This is a genomic window from Desulfitobacterium chlororespirans DSM 11544 (assembly GCF_900143285.1).
In the GTDB taxonomy this organism is placed as follows: domain Bacteria; phylum Bacillota; class Desulfitobacteriia; order Desulfitobacteriales; family Desulfitobacteriaceae; genus Desulfitobacterium; species Desulfitobacterium chlororespirans.
The window spans coordinates 394,542-410,451 of the sequence record NZ_FRDN01000006.1; the positions used below are offsets into that span (position 1 = coordinate 394,542).

Genomic DNA, 15,910 nt, shown 5'->3' on the forward strand with positions numbered 1-15,910 from the left:
TTTTGAAAAGGCAGTGTCTTTGGGCGGCACCGGATTTTCTGTATCACTTATAGTATATCAGGTTAAAAACCCAACACCAAGGGACTTGCCTCAAGAATATCCGCCCAACCAAGGTGTATCCCTGGGAATGATCAAATGGTTTTCGCAATAAGAGTGGGTGGTGATTAAAGATTCCGTCCAAAGCTGGAGAATATCAAAGCGTCGTTCGGGATGATAACCCAGCATTTTGTGTTTTCCCAGAGAACGTGAGACCTCCTCGTTGCGGGCCAGGGTCAGCCCCATCACGCAGTCACCAATGATGGTTTCAGCGATGAGACGGGCATGGCGGCGGTGTTTGCGGGGGGATTTAAGGTCCTGATGGCGTATGGAGGTGGCCACTTTGACCTTAAGGTCGAAGCGCTTGGCCAGGACCAGGGTCAGGGGGGGAATGGCAATGGCTTCAGGCATAAGAACTCCCAGCGCTTTAGCAGACAGGGCATGGGGACCGTGGGTGGGAGTGGCATTGCCTAATAGCTGAAAATAGCCTAATTCTTTATTCAAACTTCCCCGGAAGCGGAGGACGAGATTAGCCAGCTTAGCGCGGTGAGTGATGTAAGGATAGCAGTTGGTCAGGGCTATATCCGTACCATCGGTTAAGGCAGCCAGGAGTTTGGCTAAGCCATCATAAATATCCCCCGAAGTATCGCCGTCCACAAAGAGCACGCCATGAGTATGGAGAGAACGGGCATAAAGGGCCCCGATAGCCCGGGGAACATCAATGCCCAGGGGTTCGGCAAAATAAATGGTATGGATGCGCTGATCCAGGATAGTGCGGGTCAAATCAAGGGTCCGATCAGTACAGCCATTGAGGACCAGAATGACCCTTTTTATGGGCAATTTCAAGACCGTGGCTAAGACGGCCAGAATGCTTTTTTCTTCATTTTGGGCAGGAATGACCACATCATACATGCTATCTCTCCTCAGGGAAGCTTATTTTGAATTTCAGTGATCAAGAATAAGAGCTCTTGCTTTCCGGGCAGAGTTTTCTTTTATTATTTATATGCCGTTTTTTCTCATCGGTCATAGGATATAGAGAAGGGGTCGGAAGGAGGGTACACATGTTAAAAGTTGGCGATATTGTGGCTAGAAAATCCCATAAACAAGATTTATTTTTTCGTATTGAGCAGATTATGTCGGTTAAAGGAGAGCGGATTGCAATCTTAAAGGGCATTAATCTCAGGCTTATAGCCGATGCACCTCTTCAGGATCTGGTGGAAAAAGAGCCATCAGAGGTTGCCCATTATCAGCGGGAAGATTACCAGGATATTTATAACAAGCTGAAAATTGTGGTCAATCAGCGTAAGTATGTTCCGGAGGTACAGGATGAATTCTATGAAATCCCGGGGCGGGTGCTGCATCTGGATGGGGATGAGGAATATCTGAGCCAATGCATCAAGACATATCAGCAGCTGGGGCTGGATGCTAAGGGAATCTGTATATCTGAAGGGGAGCAGCCGAAGAAGATACGGCAGGTTCTTCAGGAAAACCCCACAGACATCGTGGTTCTCACGGGGCATGACGGGTTTCTCAAGGGAAAAAAGGATTTCAAGAGCCTTGACAGCTATCGGAGTTCACGCTTTTTCGTGCAATCCGTCCTTGAGGCTCGCCGTTTCCAACCCAATCGGGATGCCCTGGTGATCTTCGCCGGGGCCTGCCAATCCAATTATGAAGCCATCATCAGAGCAGGGGCCAATTTTGCCTCCTCTCCCAAAAGGACGTTGATCCATGCGTTTGATCCGGTCTTTATCGTGGAGAGAATCGCCTTTACCCCCATCGATCAGATGGTATCCCTGAAGGAAATCATTCAGCATACGGTCACTGGGACCGATGGTCTGGGGGGAATCGAAACCCGGGGTCAGCTCCGCAAGGGATATCCGAGAAGCCCTTATTGATGATGATGAGCGCCTGCGCAGATGAACGCAGGCGCTCATGCATTTTTAGCAGCCTACTCCGTGATAATTACCGGCGTCCCTGCACCAACCTGATCGTAGAGAGCCTCCACATGATGATTATGCATACGAATACAGCCTAAGGAGGCCTGAGTACCGATGCTGGCGGGCTTATTTGTCCCATGAATCCCATAGTCGGGGAGGGACAGGCCGAGCCAGCGGGTACCAAAGGCCCCGCCGGGATTCATGACCTTGGTAGCTACCGCATAATTCCCTAAAGGAGTGGGGGTTGAGCTTTTGCCTACGGCACAGGGATAACAGCCTAAGAGTTGATTGCCATCATAAAGTTCTATTTGCCGTGAAGAACGGCGAATGATAATTCTGCGTTGGGGTAGCGGATTCATCAGGTTACCTCCTTCCCTATTTCTTAATCAGTGTATGCTTTCTTGATCCTTTTAGATTCTGAATAATCCGGGGGGGTTAAAGCGGAAAATAAGGGAGGCATTGAACGAGACTTCTTTCAGTGATCAAAGGGAGGAATGACATGAATCATTATGTGGAAGGCAAGCTCCTCATTATTGGCGGAGCTGAAGACAAAAAGGGAGAGTGCAAAATACTGAAGCGGTTTATCCAGGAAGCGGGAGGAAGGGAAAGCCGCGTGGTGGTTCTGACCGCCGCCACGGAGATGCCGGAGCAGGTCGGTTCGGAATACAAGGAGCTTTTTGAAAACTTAGGGGCAGCTGAGGTACAGGTTCTGGATATAGCCGAAAGGGTTTCAGCCAATCAGGAATCTATATCCCAGGAGTTGCAGAAGGCTACCGGGATTTTCTTCACGGGAGGAGACCAGCTGCGTATCACGGGAATTTTGGGAGGAACCCGTTTGGGGAGAACCCTGCATAACCTCTATCAAAGGGGGGTGATCATTGCGGGAACCAGTGCCGGGGCGTCAGCCATGTCCGATACTATGATCGTGGGCGGGGAGGCGGGTACGCCCAAAAAAGATACCCTGACCATGGCTCCCGGCCTGGGTCTGCTTCATTCTGTTGTCGTGGACCAACATTTTGCCCAAAGGGGCCGCATCGGCCGCCTGCTCTCGGCTATCGCCCAGAATCCTTATGTGCTGGGAGTAGGTATTGATGAAGATACTTCCATTCTTGTTTACTCAGACGGCCATTTTACAGTGGTGGGCAACCAGACCGTTACGGTGGTGGACGCTTCCCCCACCATGGCCAGCAATGTTTCGGAAATTTCGCCGGGCCAGGCCCTGGTTCTCACCCCTGTGCTCATGCATATCTTATCCGACGGTTATCGTTTTGATCTTAAGAGGAGAGCCGCAAGCTTAAACGAGGCTTCCTCCGGTGGGTGATTGTATTTCCTTAGGCACCTGGAAAAACGGAAAAAAAGAATATTGTGCCGGAAAAAGGTAAAAATACTAGAGGTGTACTTTTCCCATGGGTTGAAGGAGGACAAATATCACAATGGAGATACTGAAAATCCAGGCGATCCCGGGAGCTAATGCCTACAGCTACCGACCAGTCATCCGGGCCGTCGTGGATCTCCAGGAATGGACAGAACGAACCAGCGATACCTTTGGCGATTTTAATACCCGTTTGGTTCAATGTTTGCCCAGTCTTTACGAGCATTTTTGCTCCCGGGGCAAACCGGGAGGATTTGTAGAACGGTTGAATGAAGGAACCTTAGTCGGACATATTATTGAGCACGTAACCATCGAACTGCTGACTCGTGCAGGACAGAACATACCTTATGGGAAAACCCTATGTCTGCCTGAGCATCCAGGCCATTATGAGATCATTTTCAACTACGACTCCCTTGAAGGAGGACTCGAAGGCTTCAAGCAGGGCTATGCGCTGGTACAGGAGTTGCTGGCGGGCCAAAAACCCAGTGTCACAAGCAGAATTGAGCGCATCAGGGAAGTCATTCAAAGGTTTGAACTGGGCGCTTCCACCCGGGCCATTATCGAAGCGGCCGAGGGTCGGGGTATACCGGTCATACGCTTAAATGACAGCAGCCTCCTCCAGTTAGGCTATGGACGCAACCAGAAGAGGGTGCAGGCCGCCATGAGTGACCAGACCAGCTGTATCGGTGTGGATATCGCCTGTGATAAAGGGCTGACCAAAAAACTGCTTTATGAGGGGGGCATCCCCGTTCCCGACGGGGTGGTTACCCGGAATGAAGACGAGGCGGTGGAGGGATTTCGGCAGCTGGCTCAACTTGTTGTGGTCAAGCCCTATAACGGTAACCAAGGCAAGGGAGTGACCCTTAAGCTCAGGACTGAGGCTGAAGTCCGGGCGGCTTTTCGAGTAGCTCAGACATATGAGGAGCAGGTTGTAGTCGAAGAGTATATTGAAGGAAAGAACTACCGGCTGCTTGTGGTTGACGGAAAAATGGCTGCTGCTGCTGAGCGCATTCCGGCGCATGTCATCGGGGATGGCGTTTCCACGGTGGGAGAGCTTGTTCAGCTGGCCAACAGCGATCCTCAGCGGGGAGAGGACCATGAGAAAGCTTTAACCAAGATAAAAATTGATCCTGTTGTGCTGATGACCCTGACCCAAAAAAAGATCGCCCTGGAGACGGTACCCGCCGATGGGGAGGTCGTTTATCTGCGGGACAGCGCCAACTTAAGCACCGGGGGAATTTCCGTGGATGTTACGGAGCGGATTCACCCTGATAATGCCGCTTTAGCTGAGTATGCGGCACGAATCGTGGGGTTGGATATCGCGGGGGTCGATATGGTCCTGGAGGATATTGAGCGGCCCCACCAGGAGCAGCGGGGAGCGATCATTGAGGTCAACGCGGCACCGGGCTTGAGAATGCACCAATACCCGACTGTGGGCCGGTCTTTGGATGTGGGAAAAATCATCGTTGACCATGTCATGCCCAAAGGAAATGGAAGAATTCCCGTTATTTCGGTGACCGGAACCAATGGTAAGACCACAACCACGCGGATGATCGGCAAAATGCTGACGGATCGGGAGCTGGCGGTGGGTATGACCACCACAGATGGTATTTATGTGGGGGGTAAGCTGCTGCTTAAAGGAGATACCACCGGTCCGGAAAGTGCTCAGATCGTGCTGCGCCACCCTGATGTTCAGGTGGCCGTGCTGGAAACGGCGCGGGGTGGGATCTTGAGGGCCGGTCTGGCCTATGATTACGCCGATGTCGCCGTGGTAACCAATGTAGCCAACGACCATCTCGGTCAATATGGCATGGAAAACCTGGAAGATATTGCCCATGTCAAAAGCCTGATCGCCGAGGTCGTTCGTCCCCACAGCTATGTAGTCCTCAACGCCGATGATCCATTGGTTGCTTCCTTTGCCCGGAAAACCAAAGGCAAAGTCATTTTCTTCAGTACCGAAAAAGATAACCTTACCCTACGCAAGCATTTAGCGGTGGGGGGGATCGCCGTCTTCGTGCGCCGGGGGAATGTTCTCCTCTGTCAGGGGGATCAATCCCATAAAATCTGCGGAGTCAAAGACCTGCCGGCGACCTGGAACGGAAAGGCCCTCCATAATTTACAGAATGCCTTGGCAGCCATCGCCGTGGGCTGGTCCCTGGGGCTTAAGGCTGAGGGAATCCGCACCTCTTTATCGGAATTTACTTCCGATCCGGAATGCAATCGCGGGCGGTTGAACCCTTATACGATTGGGGGCGTTCAGGTCTTCATCGACTATGGACATAATGCGGCGGGGATTAAAGCCATTGCCCAGACCCTGAGGAAGTTTAAAGCCCCTGCAGTGGTGGGATGTGTGACCGTGCCGGGGGACCGGCCGGATGAAACCATCCGGGAAGTGGCCCGGGTAGCGGCCCGGGGCTTTCATCGCCTGATTATTCGCGAGGATGGAGATCTGAGAGGAAGGCGGCCCGGTGAAATTGCGGGGATGATCATGGAGGAAGCGATTGCCTCGGGTATGGATCCCCGGAGAATTTCTGTGGTTCTGCCGGAACGGGAAGCCTTCTGCCACGGCTTGGACACCTGCAAACCGGGAGAGATTTTTGTGATGTTCTATGAACATCTGGAGCCCATTGAGGAAGAAATCGCCCTCCGCCTTGAAAGCGGTCCATTGGCTAAAGAAGAAGAAGGGTTTCTTGAAGTAGTCAATCTGGGGGCCATCTAGTGACAAAGCTATCGCCATGAAATTGCTCTCCTTACTGCTAAACCAAGTGTGGAGCGGAAGGAGAGCGTGCCTGGCAACGATAGCTTTTCTTTTTTCTGAACGATTCCCAGGGTCAAAGGTAATTTAAAGATATTTTATAAATCATGCTTAATAAATTATCAAATATTAAATAATGCAGATACTAGAAGAACAGAGCTGTTTTAGGGTATAATGTATAGAAATACGATTCGAACGTTCGGAAGGGACAGGGTAATGATTAAGAATCAGGTCGAAATGTTCGCCTACGCCAAAATAAATCTTGCTCTGGCTATAACCGGCCGTCGTCCCGATGGGTATCATGAATTGGAAAGCGTCATGCAATCCATAGGCATCTATGATCGGATACGGGTGACTTTGGCGGAGAGGGGAATTCAGTGCTCCTGCGGAGAGTGGAGCGGTCCGGAAAATCTGGCTTACCGGGCGGCGGAAGCTTTTTTAAGCGGACTGGGGAGCAGCCGGGGTGTTCAGATTGACATCGAGAAGAATATTCCTGTGCAAGCGGGATTGGGTGGAGGAAGCGCCGACGCGGCGGCAACCTTGCAGGCTCTGAATAAGCTTTTTGAAGAGCCCTATACTCAGGAACAACTGAAGAGCATTGCCGCCCGGCTGGGTGCTGATGTGGCCTTTTGCCTGAAAGGCGGGACCCAATGGGCAACCGGTGTGGGTGAAGAATTAAAAGATTTGCCTCCTGCCCCGAAACTCAATCTTGTTCTCATCAAGCCCGACCAAGGGGTAGATACTGCTGAAGCCTACCGTACCTTTGATCAGCAAGGAGAATTCTCTCATCTGGATTATGCCGGGTGGCAAAGGGCTTTGGCATCCAGGAGAGCAGAAAGCCTTATCCCCCTTCTTTATAATGATTTAGAGCCGGCTTCCATGAAGCTTCTGCCGGAAATTGCCTGGATCAAAGCGGAATTGATGAAGCAAAACGGCTGTCTGGGAGCTTTGATGTCCGGCAGCGGCTCCTCAGTGTTTGGAATCGTTCAGACTGAGGAACAAGCGGAAAAAATTGCAGCGATATGGCGAGAAAGAAACTATCATGTCTGGGTAACGCATACTATGGAAAGGGGAAATATTTATGGGTAGAAAACTGGTACCGGTTAAACTCGATAGTTATAAACCCTTAAGAGAGATTGTGTTTGAGTCCTTGCGTGAAGCCATTATCAATGGCGTCCTTGAACCCGGTGAACGCTTAATGGAGATCCAATTGGCTGAAGAAATGGGTGTAAGCCGCACCCCGGTAAGAGAGGCTATCCGTAAGCTGGAGCTGGAAAACTTTGTCGTCATGATTCCTCGTAAAGGAGCTTATGTGGCAGGAGTGTCCCATAAGGATGTGGCGGATGTTTTTGAAATCCGTTCCGCTCTGGAAGGCTTGGCCGCCGGACTGGCGGCAGAACGGGCTACGGTTCAGGAGATTGAAGAGATGGAACGGTTCCTTCTTTATTATGAAGGGCAAGAGATGAGCTTGGATCAGATGGTGGACTCAGATACGGATTTCCACGCGTTGGTCTACAAGGCCAGCCGCAACGAACGGTTGATTCAGATCCTGGCCAATTTACGGGAGCAGATTCAACGGTTCCGCGCCACTTCCCTGTCCGTTCCGGGGCGGCTTAAGAATGCCATTGATGAACACCGCGGCATTGTGGAGGCCCTGGCCCGTCATGACGTGGAAGAGGCCCAATCCTTAGCTATGGCTCATATCGTGACGGCTGAAAATGTCATGTTTGAAGCCCTGCGCCTTTCCAGGGAACAGGGAGACCCTAAGGAGGGCAGTGAAGCCAATTCTGAGAAAGAATAGAGGGTTAGTCCGTGGAAAAGATGAAACGCGCTGAGCGAATGGTTGCTGTGATGCAAGTACTTATGTCAAAACCCAATATGTTGATTCCTCTGACCACGCTGGCTGAACGCTTTGGGGCGGCTAAATCCACCATCAGTGAAGATTTGCTGGCCGTTAAGGAAAGCATGCGTTGTACAGGTCGGGGGCGTTTGGAGACTGTGTCCGGTGCTGCCGGGGGAGTTCGTTATATTCCGGAGATTTCAGCAGAGGATGCCGGCGAATTTCTCATAAGTTTAGCGGAGCGTTTAAGCAGCCAGGACAGGGTCCTAGCCGGTGGGTTCCTTTACATGACGGATCTTCTTTACGACCCTGCTATTTTACGTCCGTTGGCCTTGATCTTTGCCGGCGTTTTTCGGGAGAAAAAGCCGGATGTGGTGGTTACCATCGAGACGAAGGGAATACCTCTCGCCCTGGTTACAGCAGAGGCCTTAGGAGTACCGATGGTCATCATCCGTCATGGCAATAAGGTCACGGAAGGAACCGCGGTCAGTATCAATTATGTTTCCGGTTCTTCCAAACGGATTCAGTCCATGACCCTGGGGCGGAGAGCTTTAGAGCCCGGACGGAAGGTCTTGATCATTGATGATTTCATGAAGGCCGGTGGAACTGCTTTAGGCATGATCAATCTCTTGAAAGAGTTTGATGCCGATGTGGTCGGTCTGGGAGTCTTGATGGAAACGCCCCGGGAAGAAGAGCCCAAGCTTGTCGATCATTATTTATCCCTTCTTCAGCTCAGAGAGCTGGATCCTGTTAAAGGAGTCGTCCAGGTGATTCCTCAGAATAGCTTCTTATCACTCTAAAAACACTCAAAAATGCCTTCCAAACGGGAAAGATCGGGGCATATAAGCGAAAAAAAGAATTTTTTCGCTTAAAAGAAGGAGTTTTTTACCATATAGAGAATATGTTTGGTAAGAATATTGCTGGTCACCGGGATGAGAAGGGTGGTGATTCATAATGAACATTACTGATGTACGGGTACGGAAGGTGAATGTCGAGGGTAAGATGAAAGCCGTTGTTTCTGTTACTTTCGACAATTCGTTTGTCGTTCACGATGTAAAGGTAGTGGAAGGGACAAACGGGCTTTTCGTTGCTATGCCCAGTCGGAAGACTCCGGAAGGTGAATTCCGTGATATAGCACACCCTATCTCTTCTGCAGCCCGCGAAGTGATTCAAAACGCAGTATTAAAGGCTTACCAGGAAGCAATGTAAGACAAGCATTAAGAGACCCTGTTCCAGGGTCTCTTTTGCTCATGAGATAGGGAGAGAATCTGGTTTAAAGATGAAAAACAGATAGAGAAAATGTATTATGAAAGAGGAATTTGCCGTTTTTTGACGAATTAAAGTCTTTTGGGTATTGAATACGAATCAGGGTAAACTATTGATGGAGGCGAAGTTTATGCCACATTGGGCTGCGGTGATTATGGCGGCGGGCAAAGGTACCCGAATGAAGTCCAAGTTGCCTAAAGTCATGCATACACTGGCTGGAAAACCCATGCTTCAACATGTTTTGGATTGTGTCCGCTCCGTGGAAATCCCCCGTTCCATGGTTGTTCTGGGCCATGGCAGAGAGCTGATCGAGGCCACTTTGGACGACCGGACGGAAGTGGTGGTTCAAGAAGAACAATGTGGAACAGGGCATGCGATCATGCAAGCGATTCCTCATTGCCATGAGGTTGATCATATTATTGTTTTAAGTGGAGACCAGCCCCTGATCCGGCCGGAGACTCTCAGGAGTTTGATCAGAATTCATATTGAACATAATGCGGCAGCCACTCTTTTAACGGCCTGCTTTGAAAATCCTCACGGATTAGGCCGGATTCTCAAAGAGGGAGAGCAGTTTCTGCGGGTGGTGGAGGAGAAGGATGCTACTCCCCAGGAACGGCTGATTCAAGAGATCAATACGGGAACCTACTGCTTCAATGTTGCCAAGCTTAGGGAAGCCCTGAAGAACATAACCCCCAAGAACGCTCAAGGGGAATACTATTTAACCGATGTTTTTGCTGTTTTTCATGCCCAGGGCGAAGTCATCCGCACCTACTGTACTGAGGATGTCCATGAAGCTCTGGGAATCAACAGCCGGGCTCAGCTGGCGGCGGCTGAGGATGTGGTTCGCCAACGGATTCTGTCCTATTGGATGGAGGAAGGAGTGACGATCATCGATCCCCGCTCCACCTTTGTCGAAGCTGAGGTAGTGCTTCAACCGGATGTGGTCCTTCAGCCCTTTACCATTCTGAAAGGCAGAACCCAGGTGGCCGAGGATGCGGTCATCGGTCCTCATACGACCCTAACCGATTGTACTGTGGGAGCAGGCTCAGAGGTATCTCATACGGTGGGCAATCAAGCCGTGATCGGCGATCGCTGCACCATCGGCCCCTATGCTTATCTGCGTCCGGGCACGGTTCTCCAGGATAAGGTGAAGGTGGGGGATTTCGTAGAGATTAAAAACAGCCAGATTGGCGAAGGGTCAAAAATTCCTCATCTTAGCTATGTAGGAGATTCCCAAGTGGGGAAATCTGTGAATATTGGCGCAGGTACCATTACCTGCAATTATGATGGGGTCAATAAATATAAAACAATTATCAGGGATAAGGCTTTTCTGGGAAGCAATACTAATCTTGTAGCCCCGGTGGAAATTGGTGAAGGCTCAGTGACAGGAGCGGGATCCACGATCTCCAAGAATGTACCGGCCAATACCTTAGCCATAGAGCGCAGCACCCAAAAACATATCGAAAATTGGGTTCGAAATAAGAAAAAGTAGGGGGATATTTTGGAATGTCTGTCAAGGAGTTGAAAATCTTTTGCGGCAATGCCAACCGAGCATTAGCGGAAGAAATTGTTGATTATCTGGGGGTTCCTCTGGGAGAGGCTAAAGTAAAACGCTTTCAGGACGGGGAAACTACCATCGCCATTGATGAAAGCGTCCGGGGGGCGGATGTCTTTGTGGTTCAACCCACCTGTAATCCGACCAATGATAATATCATGGAACTCTTGATCATGATTGATGCCCTGAAAAGAGCGTCGGCTCGCCGCATCACTCCAGTTATCCCTTATTACGGATATGCCCGTCAAGAACGGAAATCCAAAGCCCGGGATCCGATCACAGCCAAGCTCATGGCCAATCTGATCACCACCGCCGGTGCCGACCGGGTCGTGACCATGGATCTCCACGCCCCGGCCATCCAAGGTTTCTTTGATATTCCGGTGGACCATCTCCCCGGTGTTCCCATCCTGGCGGAGTACTTCAAAAGTAAAGAATTAGAGAACGTGGTGGTTGTTTCCCCGGACCATGGCGGAGTACAACGGGCCCGCAACCTGGCGGAACGCATCGGAGCGCCTTTGGCCATCATCGACAAGCGCCGTCCGGAACCCAATGTATCAGAGATTATGAATGTTATCGGTGATATTCAAGGCAAACATGTGATTATGATCGATGATATCATCGACACCGCCGGGACGATTACTCAAGGAGCTCAAGCCTTGAAGGATCGCGGAGCTCAGGATGTCTATGCCTGCTGTACTCATCCGGTATTATCCGGCCCAGCCTTTGAGCGCCTGGAGAATTCCGTCATCAAGGAAGTGGTCATCACCAATACCATTCCCGTTCAGCCGGAAAAAATGATCCCCAAGATTAAAGTCCTCTCTGTGGCTCCTTTATTGGGAGCGGCCATCGTGCGTATTCATGAGGACCTTTCCGTAAGCAAGCTGTTCAGTTAGTTTCTGCTTCCTGAGTCTCCCTAAGGCCGTGATGGTCAGGGACAGTTGATAGGTTTAGATAAAAAAATCAGAAGTGAGGGACAAAGTCCTTCCTTCTGATTTTTTGCGTGGATGATAGCTATCAAAACACGAATTTAAAGGCTATGGCAACGGCTGCCATAACGGCGCCTAGAATTGCAACGACTCGATAAATTTTTACTGATTCAGGGTCGTTTTTTTCTTTACGCATATAGAGAATGCCGTTGCACAGCATTCCTAATCCGACCAGGATAAACAGTATAAAGAACAGCCATTCGCTCATTTTGTTTTCCTCCAGTTTAATAACAGTGATGAGTTGATAATAACAACCACCGATCCCACATTGTGTACTAAAGCACCTACGACAGGCCCGAGATGTCCGAACATAGCCAGAAGAATAGCGCCAAAGTTAAGAGCCATAGAAAGAGCCATATTAATTTTAATAGTGTTCATCGTCCGCTTGGACAGGGCAAACAGATGGGGAATATTTTTTATATCATCGCTGACCAGGGCGATATCGGCGGCCTCCACGGCGATATCACTGCCAATCCCTCCCATAGCGATGCCGACATGAGCCTTCTTCAGTGCAGGAGCATCGTTGACCCCGTCGCCAACCATGCAGACCAAATCCCCTTTGCTTTGGTACTGTTCGATTACAGCCAGTTTATTTTCGGGCAGGCAATCGGTATGGATATCATGAATCCCGGCAATCCTCGCCATATGGGAAGCGGCATGATGGTTGTCGCCGGTCAGCAATACGCTTGTGATGTTTAATTTCTCAAGATTCCTGACTATATCCACGGCATCAGGCCGTAAAGTGTCGGATAAAGCGATAAAACTTGAAGCACAGCCGTCTATGGCAACAAAGATGATGGTGCAGCCATCATCTTTGTATGCAGCGGCCTTTTCTATGATCCCCTGGGCAAGAGGAATGCCGTTGTCCTGCAGCAGCTCCCCATTGCCGGCATATATCGTGTGTTTATTCACGACTGCGTAAACACCCCGCCCCGCAAGCATCCGAAAATCATGGGGCTCCGACAGAGCGGCCTTGGCGGCAGTCTTGTAATGGGCAATAATTGCTTTTCCCAACGGATGCTCGGAACGCAGCTCTGCAGAAGCAGCCAGAGACAAGAGCTCGTCGGCAGACAGGCCGGGATCAAAACTCTCAACAGCTGCTACATCGGGTTTGCCATAGGTAAGGGTCCCTGTTTTGTCAAAGGCAATTCGTTTTACCATCGAGAGTCTTTCCAAGGCATCGCCCTCCCGGACAAGGATGCCAAACTTTGTAGCATTGCCAATGCCGGCCATAATGGCCGTGGGGGTAGCCAGCACCAAAGCACAGGGGCAGAATACGACCAAAATGGTCACGGCGCGGATGATTTCATCGGTGATGAACCAGGTGGCTCCGGCAGAAAGCAAGGCAATGACCACAATCCAGGTGGCCCATCGGTCCGCGATGCCGACAATCTTTGCCTTTCCCGCATCGGCTGACTGAACCAGACGGATCATCCGTTGCAAAGAGCTGTCCTCACCAACTTTGGTGGCTTGCATATCGAAGGTACCGAATTGATTAACGGTTCCGCTGGAAACCTCATCTCCGGTGCTCTTATCAACCGGTAAGGATTCACCGGTCATGACCGCCTGATTGACAGAAGTTTGACCACTGGTGATGATCCCGTCAACGGCAATCGTTTCGCCGGCAAGCACACGCAATACATCACCGACCTTAACCTGCTCGGCGGGAACAATTTTTTCCTCACCATTATTGACGAGTCTCGCTGTTGTCGGAGTAAGGTGTACCAGCTTTTCTATGCCTGCCCGGGCTTTCGCGACGGTACGTTCCTCCAAATAGGTACCTATCGCCATAATAAATGCCACTTCACCGGCAGCAAAGATTTCCCCAATAAAGATGGCGGCAATCAAGGCAAGGGAGACAAGAACATCCGCCTTGATATCGAATTCTGTAACGAGTCCGACAATAGCGCCTTTGATAATGGGAATACCGCAAAGCAGAATAGCGATCCAGGCAGGGTCGACAGGAAATGAACCGATTTCAAAAAAGCTCAGAATAAGAGCCGGAAGAGAAAGAACGAGAAAAAGAATCGTTCTCTTTTCCTCATTCTTGAAAAATGTTAGCACATCACCTACTCCTTTCCCTCATATACCTATAGGGGTATATGTATATATTACGAAAGTAATTGTACCCCTACGGGTATACGTTTGTCAATAAAAATACCTTTGCAGGAAAACCTCTGAAAGGTATCAGATGACATGCAGAACACTTTGAGAGTAGCGTGGTGAAACCCCGCAATTGAATGGAAAGCTTGCTTGACGTTTCTATGCGGCAATGTTATTCTATAAATGGAAAGTATGCTTTCCATAGAAAGGGGAGAGGCCGACAGTGAAGAATCGGTTGGAAGAAATACGCAAGCAGCGCGGCATTCGGCAGGAAGAGCTGGCCGCCGCCCTGGCGGTATCCAGGCAAACCATCGGCTCGCTGGAAAATGGGCGCTACAATCCATCCATTATACTGGCTTTCAAGATCGCCCGGTTTTTCGGAATGAGCATCGAAGAGATTTTTATCTATGAAGAGGAGGAGTACGATGAAAAATGACAGCGTCAAAAAATATATGGGATTGACTGTGCTGGGGTTTGTGCTGTTGGCCGCAGGATTGGGACTCATAAAATGGCAGGGGGATGCCGAAGGGATGCTGCACACCTTGCCCTATATCTGTGTTGGAGTCGGCGCAGGTGTATTCGGCAGCAATCTGGGGACGGCGATAAGGCTCCGTCAATTCAAAAAACATCCGGAAACTGCCAGGCAGATAGAAATCGAAGAAAAGGACGAGCGCAACATAGCGATCAGCAACCAAGCCAAGGCCAAAGCCTATGACCTAATGCTGGTGCTATACAGCGCACTGCTTTTAGGGTTTGCACTCATGCAGGTGGCTCTTCAGGTGATATTGATTTTAGTAGGGGGATATCTCTTGGTTGTATTTACTATGGTGTACTATCTTGCTAAATATCAGAAGGAGATGTGAAGTATGGTTGGAATGATCGAACGGACGATTGCCGGCTTGCAGCGCAACAACATGGCAGGGTATTTTGTCCATAATCGGCAGGAATTAATGGCGCTTTTGTCCGGCCTGATGGAAAAGGGACAGACAGTTGGCTGCGGCGATTCGGTGACATTAGAAGAGCTGGGGGTCTTTGATTTCCTGCGCAGGGGGGATTATATTTTTTATGATAAATACGTGCCGGGCCTGACCTCTGAAGATAAGCGAAGGTTGTATATTCAAAACTTTGCCGCAGATACCTTTATCACAGGAACCAATGCCGTCACCACGGATGGAAAGCTATTTAATATCGACGGAAACGGTAGCCGGGTCGCCCCCATGATTTATGGCCCACGACAGGTTATTATCGTGGTAGGGACCAATAAAATCACGGAGGATGTCGAGAGTGCCATTCAGCGTGTTCGGCAAATCGCTGCTCCAATGGATGCTAAACGGCTGAAAAAAGAAACACCCTGTACCAAACTGAACAGGTGTGTGGATTGCCGGCATCCCCAGCGGATTTGCAATGATTTTGTCCTGATCACGGGCCAGTTCGTCAAGGACAGAATCAAGGTTATCATTATAGATATGGAAATAGGGTATTAGCCATTTGGAATTGGCGGGAGCCCTGTACCTGAAAAGGTGATGGTCAACCCGCCAGTCAATACTCCCATTAAGACTGTGGGATGAGTCGAAAGACTTGGCAGGATATAGGTGAAAATTTGTACAAGAGAAAATTTTATTATTTGGATAAATATTTCCAATAAAAAATACGGCTAACTCTGGTATAGCAAAGCTTCCGGGGATCGGCATTGAAACTAAGCAAATTACGACATAATAAGCTATATTTCGATAGAGGAAAAATAAGTAAAATAGAGAAATACAGTGAGTATAGGATCAAGCTGAAGGATATTTTGGTAATTCAGCGGCACTATGGAAAATTTCAGGTTACTTTTTAATTTAGAAAGGGGTATTAAGATGAATTATGCAGCTATTGCGAATTTGGTCCATGAATGTGTCAAAAATCCTACGTGTTTGGTAACCCAAAAGGAAAAGTCGGGCGAAAGCAAAATTAAGCCCGGTGAATTTTCGATTGTTCAAAATGTCTTTTCCAGGCATGAAATGGCCGGAAACGGCGCGGCAATCGGCGTGCTTCCTCTGGGCTTTTGGGGATAAAATCTG

General features: G+C 49.7%; 17 protein-coding genes. 13 read left to right on the top strand and 4 right to left on the bottom strand.

The genetic code is table 11. From position 1 onward, the window contains the following. Nucleotides 1-90 precede the first annotated feature (90 nt). Complete coding sequence (locus BUA14_RS10215) at nt 91-948, bottom strand: glycosyltransferase (protein ID WP_072772510.1); 858 nt, start codon at nt 946-948, stop codon at nt 91-93. 149 nt (nt 949-1,097) lie between these two features. Here BUA14_RS10215 and yabG point away from each other — a divergent pair, with 149 nt between their 5' ends. Then, nucleotides 1,098-1,931: a sporulation peptidase YabG gene (gene yabG, locus BUA14_RS10220; RefSeq protein WP_072772511.1), complete on the top strand. Its 834-nt coding sequence runs from the start codon at nt 1,098-1,100 to the stop codon at nt 1,929-1,931. A 53-nt stretch (nt 1,932-1,984) separates the two neighbouring features. Here yabG and BUA14_RS10225 read toward each other — a convergent pair whose 3' ends face one another. Next, a complete protein-coding gene (locus tag BUA14_RS10225; RefSeq protein ID WP_072772512.1) occupies nt 1,985-2,332 on the bottom strand; it encodes a L,D-transpeptidase in 348 nt (115 codons plus the stop codon). A gap of 140 nt (nt 2,333-2,472) precedes the next feature. Here BUA14_RS10225 and BUA14_RS10230 point away from each other — a divergent pair, with 140 nt between their 5' ends. The 8 genes from BUA14_RS10230 (at nt 2,473) to BUA14_RS10265 (ending at nt 11,654) form a co-directional block, all read left to right on the top strand. Continuing rightward, nucleotides 2,473-3,294, top strand: a complete 822-nt coding sequence (locus tag BUA14_RS10230; protein ID WP_072772513.1) for a cyanophycinase — start codon at nt 2,473-2,475, stop codon at nt 3,292-3,294. 112 nt (nt 3,295-3,406) lie between these two features. Further along, nucleotides 3,407-6,064, top strand: a complete 2,658-nt coding sequence (gene cphA / locus BUA14_RS10235; RefSeq protein ID WP_072772514.1) for a cyanophycin synthetase — start codon at nt 3,407-3,409, stop codon at nt 6,062-6,064. 252 nt (nt 6,065-6,316) lie between these two features. Continuing rightward, nucleotides 6,317-7,189 (top strand): 4-(cytidine 5'-diphospho)-2-C-methyl-D-erythritol kinase, encoded by an 873-nt coding sequence (gene ispE, locus BUA14_RS10240; RefSeq protein ID WP_072772515.1) that lies wholly within the window; start codon nt 6,317-6,319, stop codon nt 7,187-7,189. Next, nucleotides 7,182-7,901: a GntR family transcriptional regulator gene (locus BUA14_RS10245; protein WP_072772516.1), complete on the top strand. Its 720-nt coding sequence runs from the start codon at nt 7,182-7,184 to the stop codon at nt 7,899-7,901. The genes ispE and BUA14_RS10245 overlap by 8 nt, the downstream gene beginning before the upstream one ends. A gap of 11 nt (nt 7,902-7,912) precedes the next feature. Continuing rightward, nucleotides 7,913-8,740 (top strand): pur operon repressor, encoded by an 828-nt coding sequence (gene purR, locus BUA14_RS10250; RefSeq protein WP_072772517.1) that lies wholly within the window; start codon nt 7,913-7,915, stop codon nt 8,738-8,740. A 154-nt stretch (nt 8,741-8,894) separates the two neighbouring features. Continuing rightward, nucleotides 8,895-9,149: a septation regulator SpoVG gene (gene spoVG / locus BUA14_RS10255; protein ID WP_005814955.1), complete on the top strand. Its 255-nt coding sequence runs from the start codon at nt 8,895-8,897 to the stop codon at nt 9,147-9,149. 187 nt (nt 9,150-9,336) lie between these two features. Then, a complete protein-coding gene (gene glmU / locus BUA14_RS10260) occupies nt 9,337-10,698 on the top strand; it encodes a bifunctional UDP-N-acetylglucosamine diphosphorylase/glucosamine-1-phosphate N-acetyltransferase GlmU (RefSeq protein WP_072772518.1) in 1,362 nt (453 codons plus the stop codon). Nucleotides 10,699-10,712: 14 nt separating this feature from the next. Then, a complete protein-coding gene (locus BUA14_RS10265) occupies nt 10,713-11,654 on the top strand; it encodes a ribose-phosphate diphosphokinase (RefSeq protein WP_072772519.1) in 942 nt (313 codons plus the stop codon). Between the two features lie 121 nt (nt 11,655-11,775). Here the strand turns inward: BUA14_RS10265 and BUA14_RS10270 are convergent, their stop codons facing one another. Together BUA14_RS10270 and BUA14_RS10275 are read right to left on the bottom strand one after the other, a co-directional pair. Beyond that, nucleotides 11,776-11,955 carry a hypothetical protein gene (locus tag BUA14_RS10270; RefSeq protein ID WP_072772520.1) on the bottom strand — a complete coding sequence of 60 codons (180 nt, stop codon included), beginning with the start codon at nt 11,953-11,955 and terminating at the stop codon, nt 11,776-11,778. Continuing rightward, nucleotides 11,952-13,811, bottom strand: a complete 1,860-nt coding sequence (locus BUA14_RS10275; protein ID WP_072772521.1) for a heavy metal translocating P-type ATPase — start codon at nt 13,809-13,811, stop codon at nt 11,952-11,954. The genes BUA14_RS10270 and BUA14_RS10275 overlap by 4 nt, the downstream gene beginning before the upstream one ends. A 262-nt stretch (nt 13,812-14,073) precedes the next feature. On the opposite strand from BUA14_RS10275, the gene BUA14_RS10280 reads away from it, so the two are divergent. From BUA14_RS10280 to BUA14_RS10295, 4 genes are all read left to right on the top strand, one after another. Continuing rightward, nucleotides 14,074-14,286 (top strand): helix-turn-helix transcriptional regulator, encoded by a 213-nt coding sequence (locus BUA14_RS10280; RefSeq protein ID WP_005814946.1) that lies wholly within the window; start codon nt 14,074-14,076, stop codon nt 14,284-14,286. Beyond that, nucleotides 14,276-14,713, top strand: a complete 438-nt coding sequence (locus BUA14_RS10285; RefSeq protein WP_072772522.1) for a hypothetical protein — start codon at nt 14,276-14,278, stop codon at nt 14,711-14,713. Before BUA14_RS10280 ends, BUA14_RS10285 begins: the two co-directional genes overlap by 11 nt. A 3-nt stretch (nt 14,714-14,716) precedes the next feature. Next, nucleotides 14,717-15,334 carry a lactate utilization protein gene (locus BUA14_RS10290; RefSeq protein ID WP_072772523.1) on the top strand — a complete coding sequence of 206 codons (618 nt, stop codon included), beginning with the start codon at nt 14,717-14,719 and terminating at the stop codon, nt 15,332-15,334. A gap of 372 nt (nt 15,335-15,706) precedes the next feature. After that, nucleotides 15,707-15,904, top strand: a complete 198-nt coding sequence (locus tag BUA14_RS10295; protein ID WP_072772524.1) for a hypothetical protein — start codon at nt 15,707-15,709, stop codon at nt 15,902-15,904. The last annotated feature ends 6 nt before the right edge of the window (nt 15,905-15,910 follow it).

What these genes read in the sequence shown, in the direction of transcription:
- spoVG (WP_005814955.1), top strand. Translation starts at nt 8,895, where the DNA reads ATGAACATTACTGATGTACGGGTACGGAAGGTGAATGTCGAGGGTAAG.
- BUA14_RS10285 (WP_072772522.1), top strand. Translation starts at nt 14,276, where the DNA reads ATGAAAAATGACAGCGTCAAAAAATATATGGGATTGACTGTGCTGGGG.
- BUA14_RS10245 (WP_072772516.1), top strand. Translation starts at nt 7,182, where the DNA reads ATGGGTAGAAAACTGGTACCGGTTAAACTCGATAGTTATAAACCCTTA.
- BUA14_RS10225 (WP_072772512.1), bottom strand. Translation starts at nt 2,332, where the DNA reads ATGAATCCGCTACCCCAACGCAGAATTATCATTCGCCGTTCTTCACGG.
- BUA14_RS10215 (WP_072772510.1), bottom strand. Translation starts at nt 948, where the DNA reads ATGTATGATGTGGTCATTCCTGCCCAAAATGAAGAAAAAAGCATTCTG.
- BUA14_RS10295 (WP_072772524.1), top strand. Translation starts at nt 15,707, where the DNA reads ATGAATTATGCAGCTATTGCGAATTTGGTCCATGAATGTGTCAAAAAT.
- ispE (WP_072772515.1), top strand. Translation starts at nt 6,317, where the DNA reads ATGATTAAGAATCAGGTCGAAATGTTCGCCTACGCCAAAATAAATCTT.
- yabG (WP_072772511.1), top strand. Translation starts at nt 1,098, where the DNA reads ATGTTAAAAGTTGGCGATATTGTGGCTAGAAAATCCCATAAACAAGAT.
- BUA14_RS10290 (WP_072772523.1), top strand. Translation starts at nt 14,717, where the DNA reads ATGGTTGGAATGATCGAACGGACGATTGCCGGCTTGCAGCGCAACAAC.
- BUA14_RS10230 (WP_072772513.1), top strand. Translation starts at nt 2,473, where the DNA reads ATGAATCATTATGTGGAAGGCAAGCTCCTCATTATTGGCGGAGCTGAA.
- cphA (WP_072772514.1), top strand. Translation starts at nt 3,407, where the DNA reads ATGGAGATACTGAAAATCCAGGCGATCCCGGGAGCTAATGCCTACAGC.
- BUA14_RS10265 (WP_072772519.1), top strand. Translation starts at nt 10,713, where the DNA reads ATGTCTGTCAAGGAGTTGAAAATCTTTTGCGGCAATGCCAACCGAGCA.
- glmU (WP_072772518.1), top strand. Translation starts at nt 9,337, where the DNA reads ATGCCACATTGGGCTGCGGTGATTATGGCGGCGGGCAAAGGTACCCGA.
- BUA14_RS10270 (WP_072772520.1), bottom strand. Translation starts at nt 11,955, where the DNA reads ATGAGCGAATGGCTGTTCTTTATACTGTTTATCCTGGTCGGATTAGGA.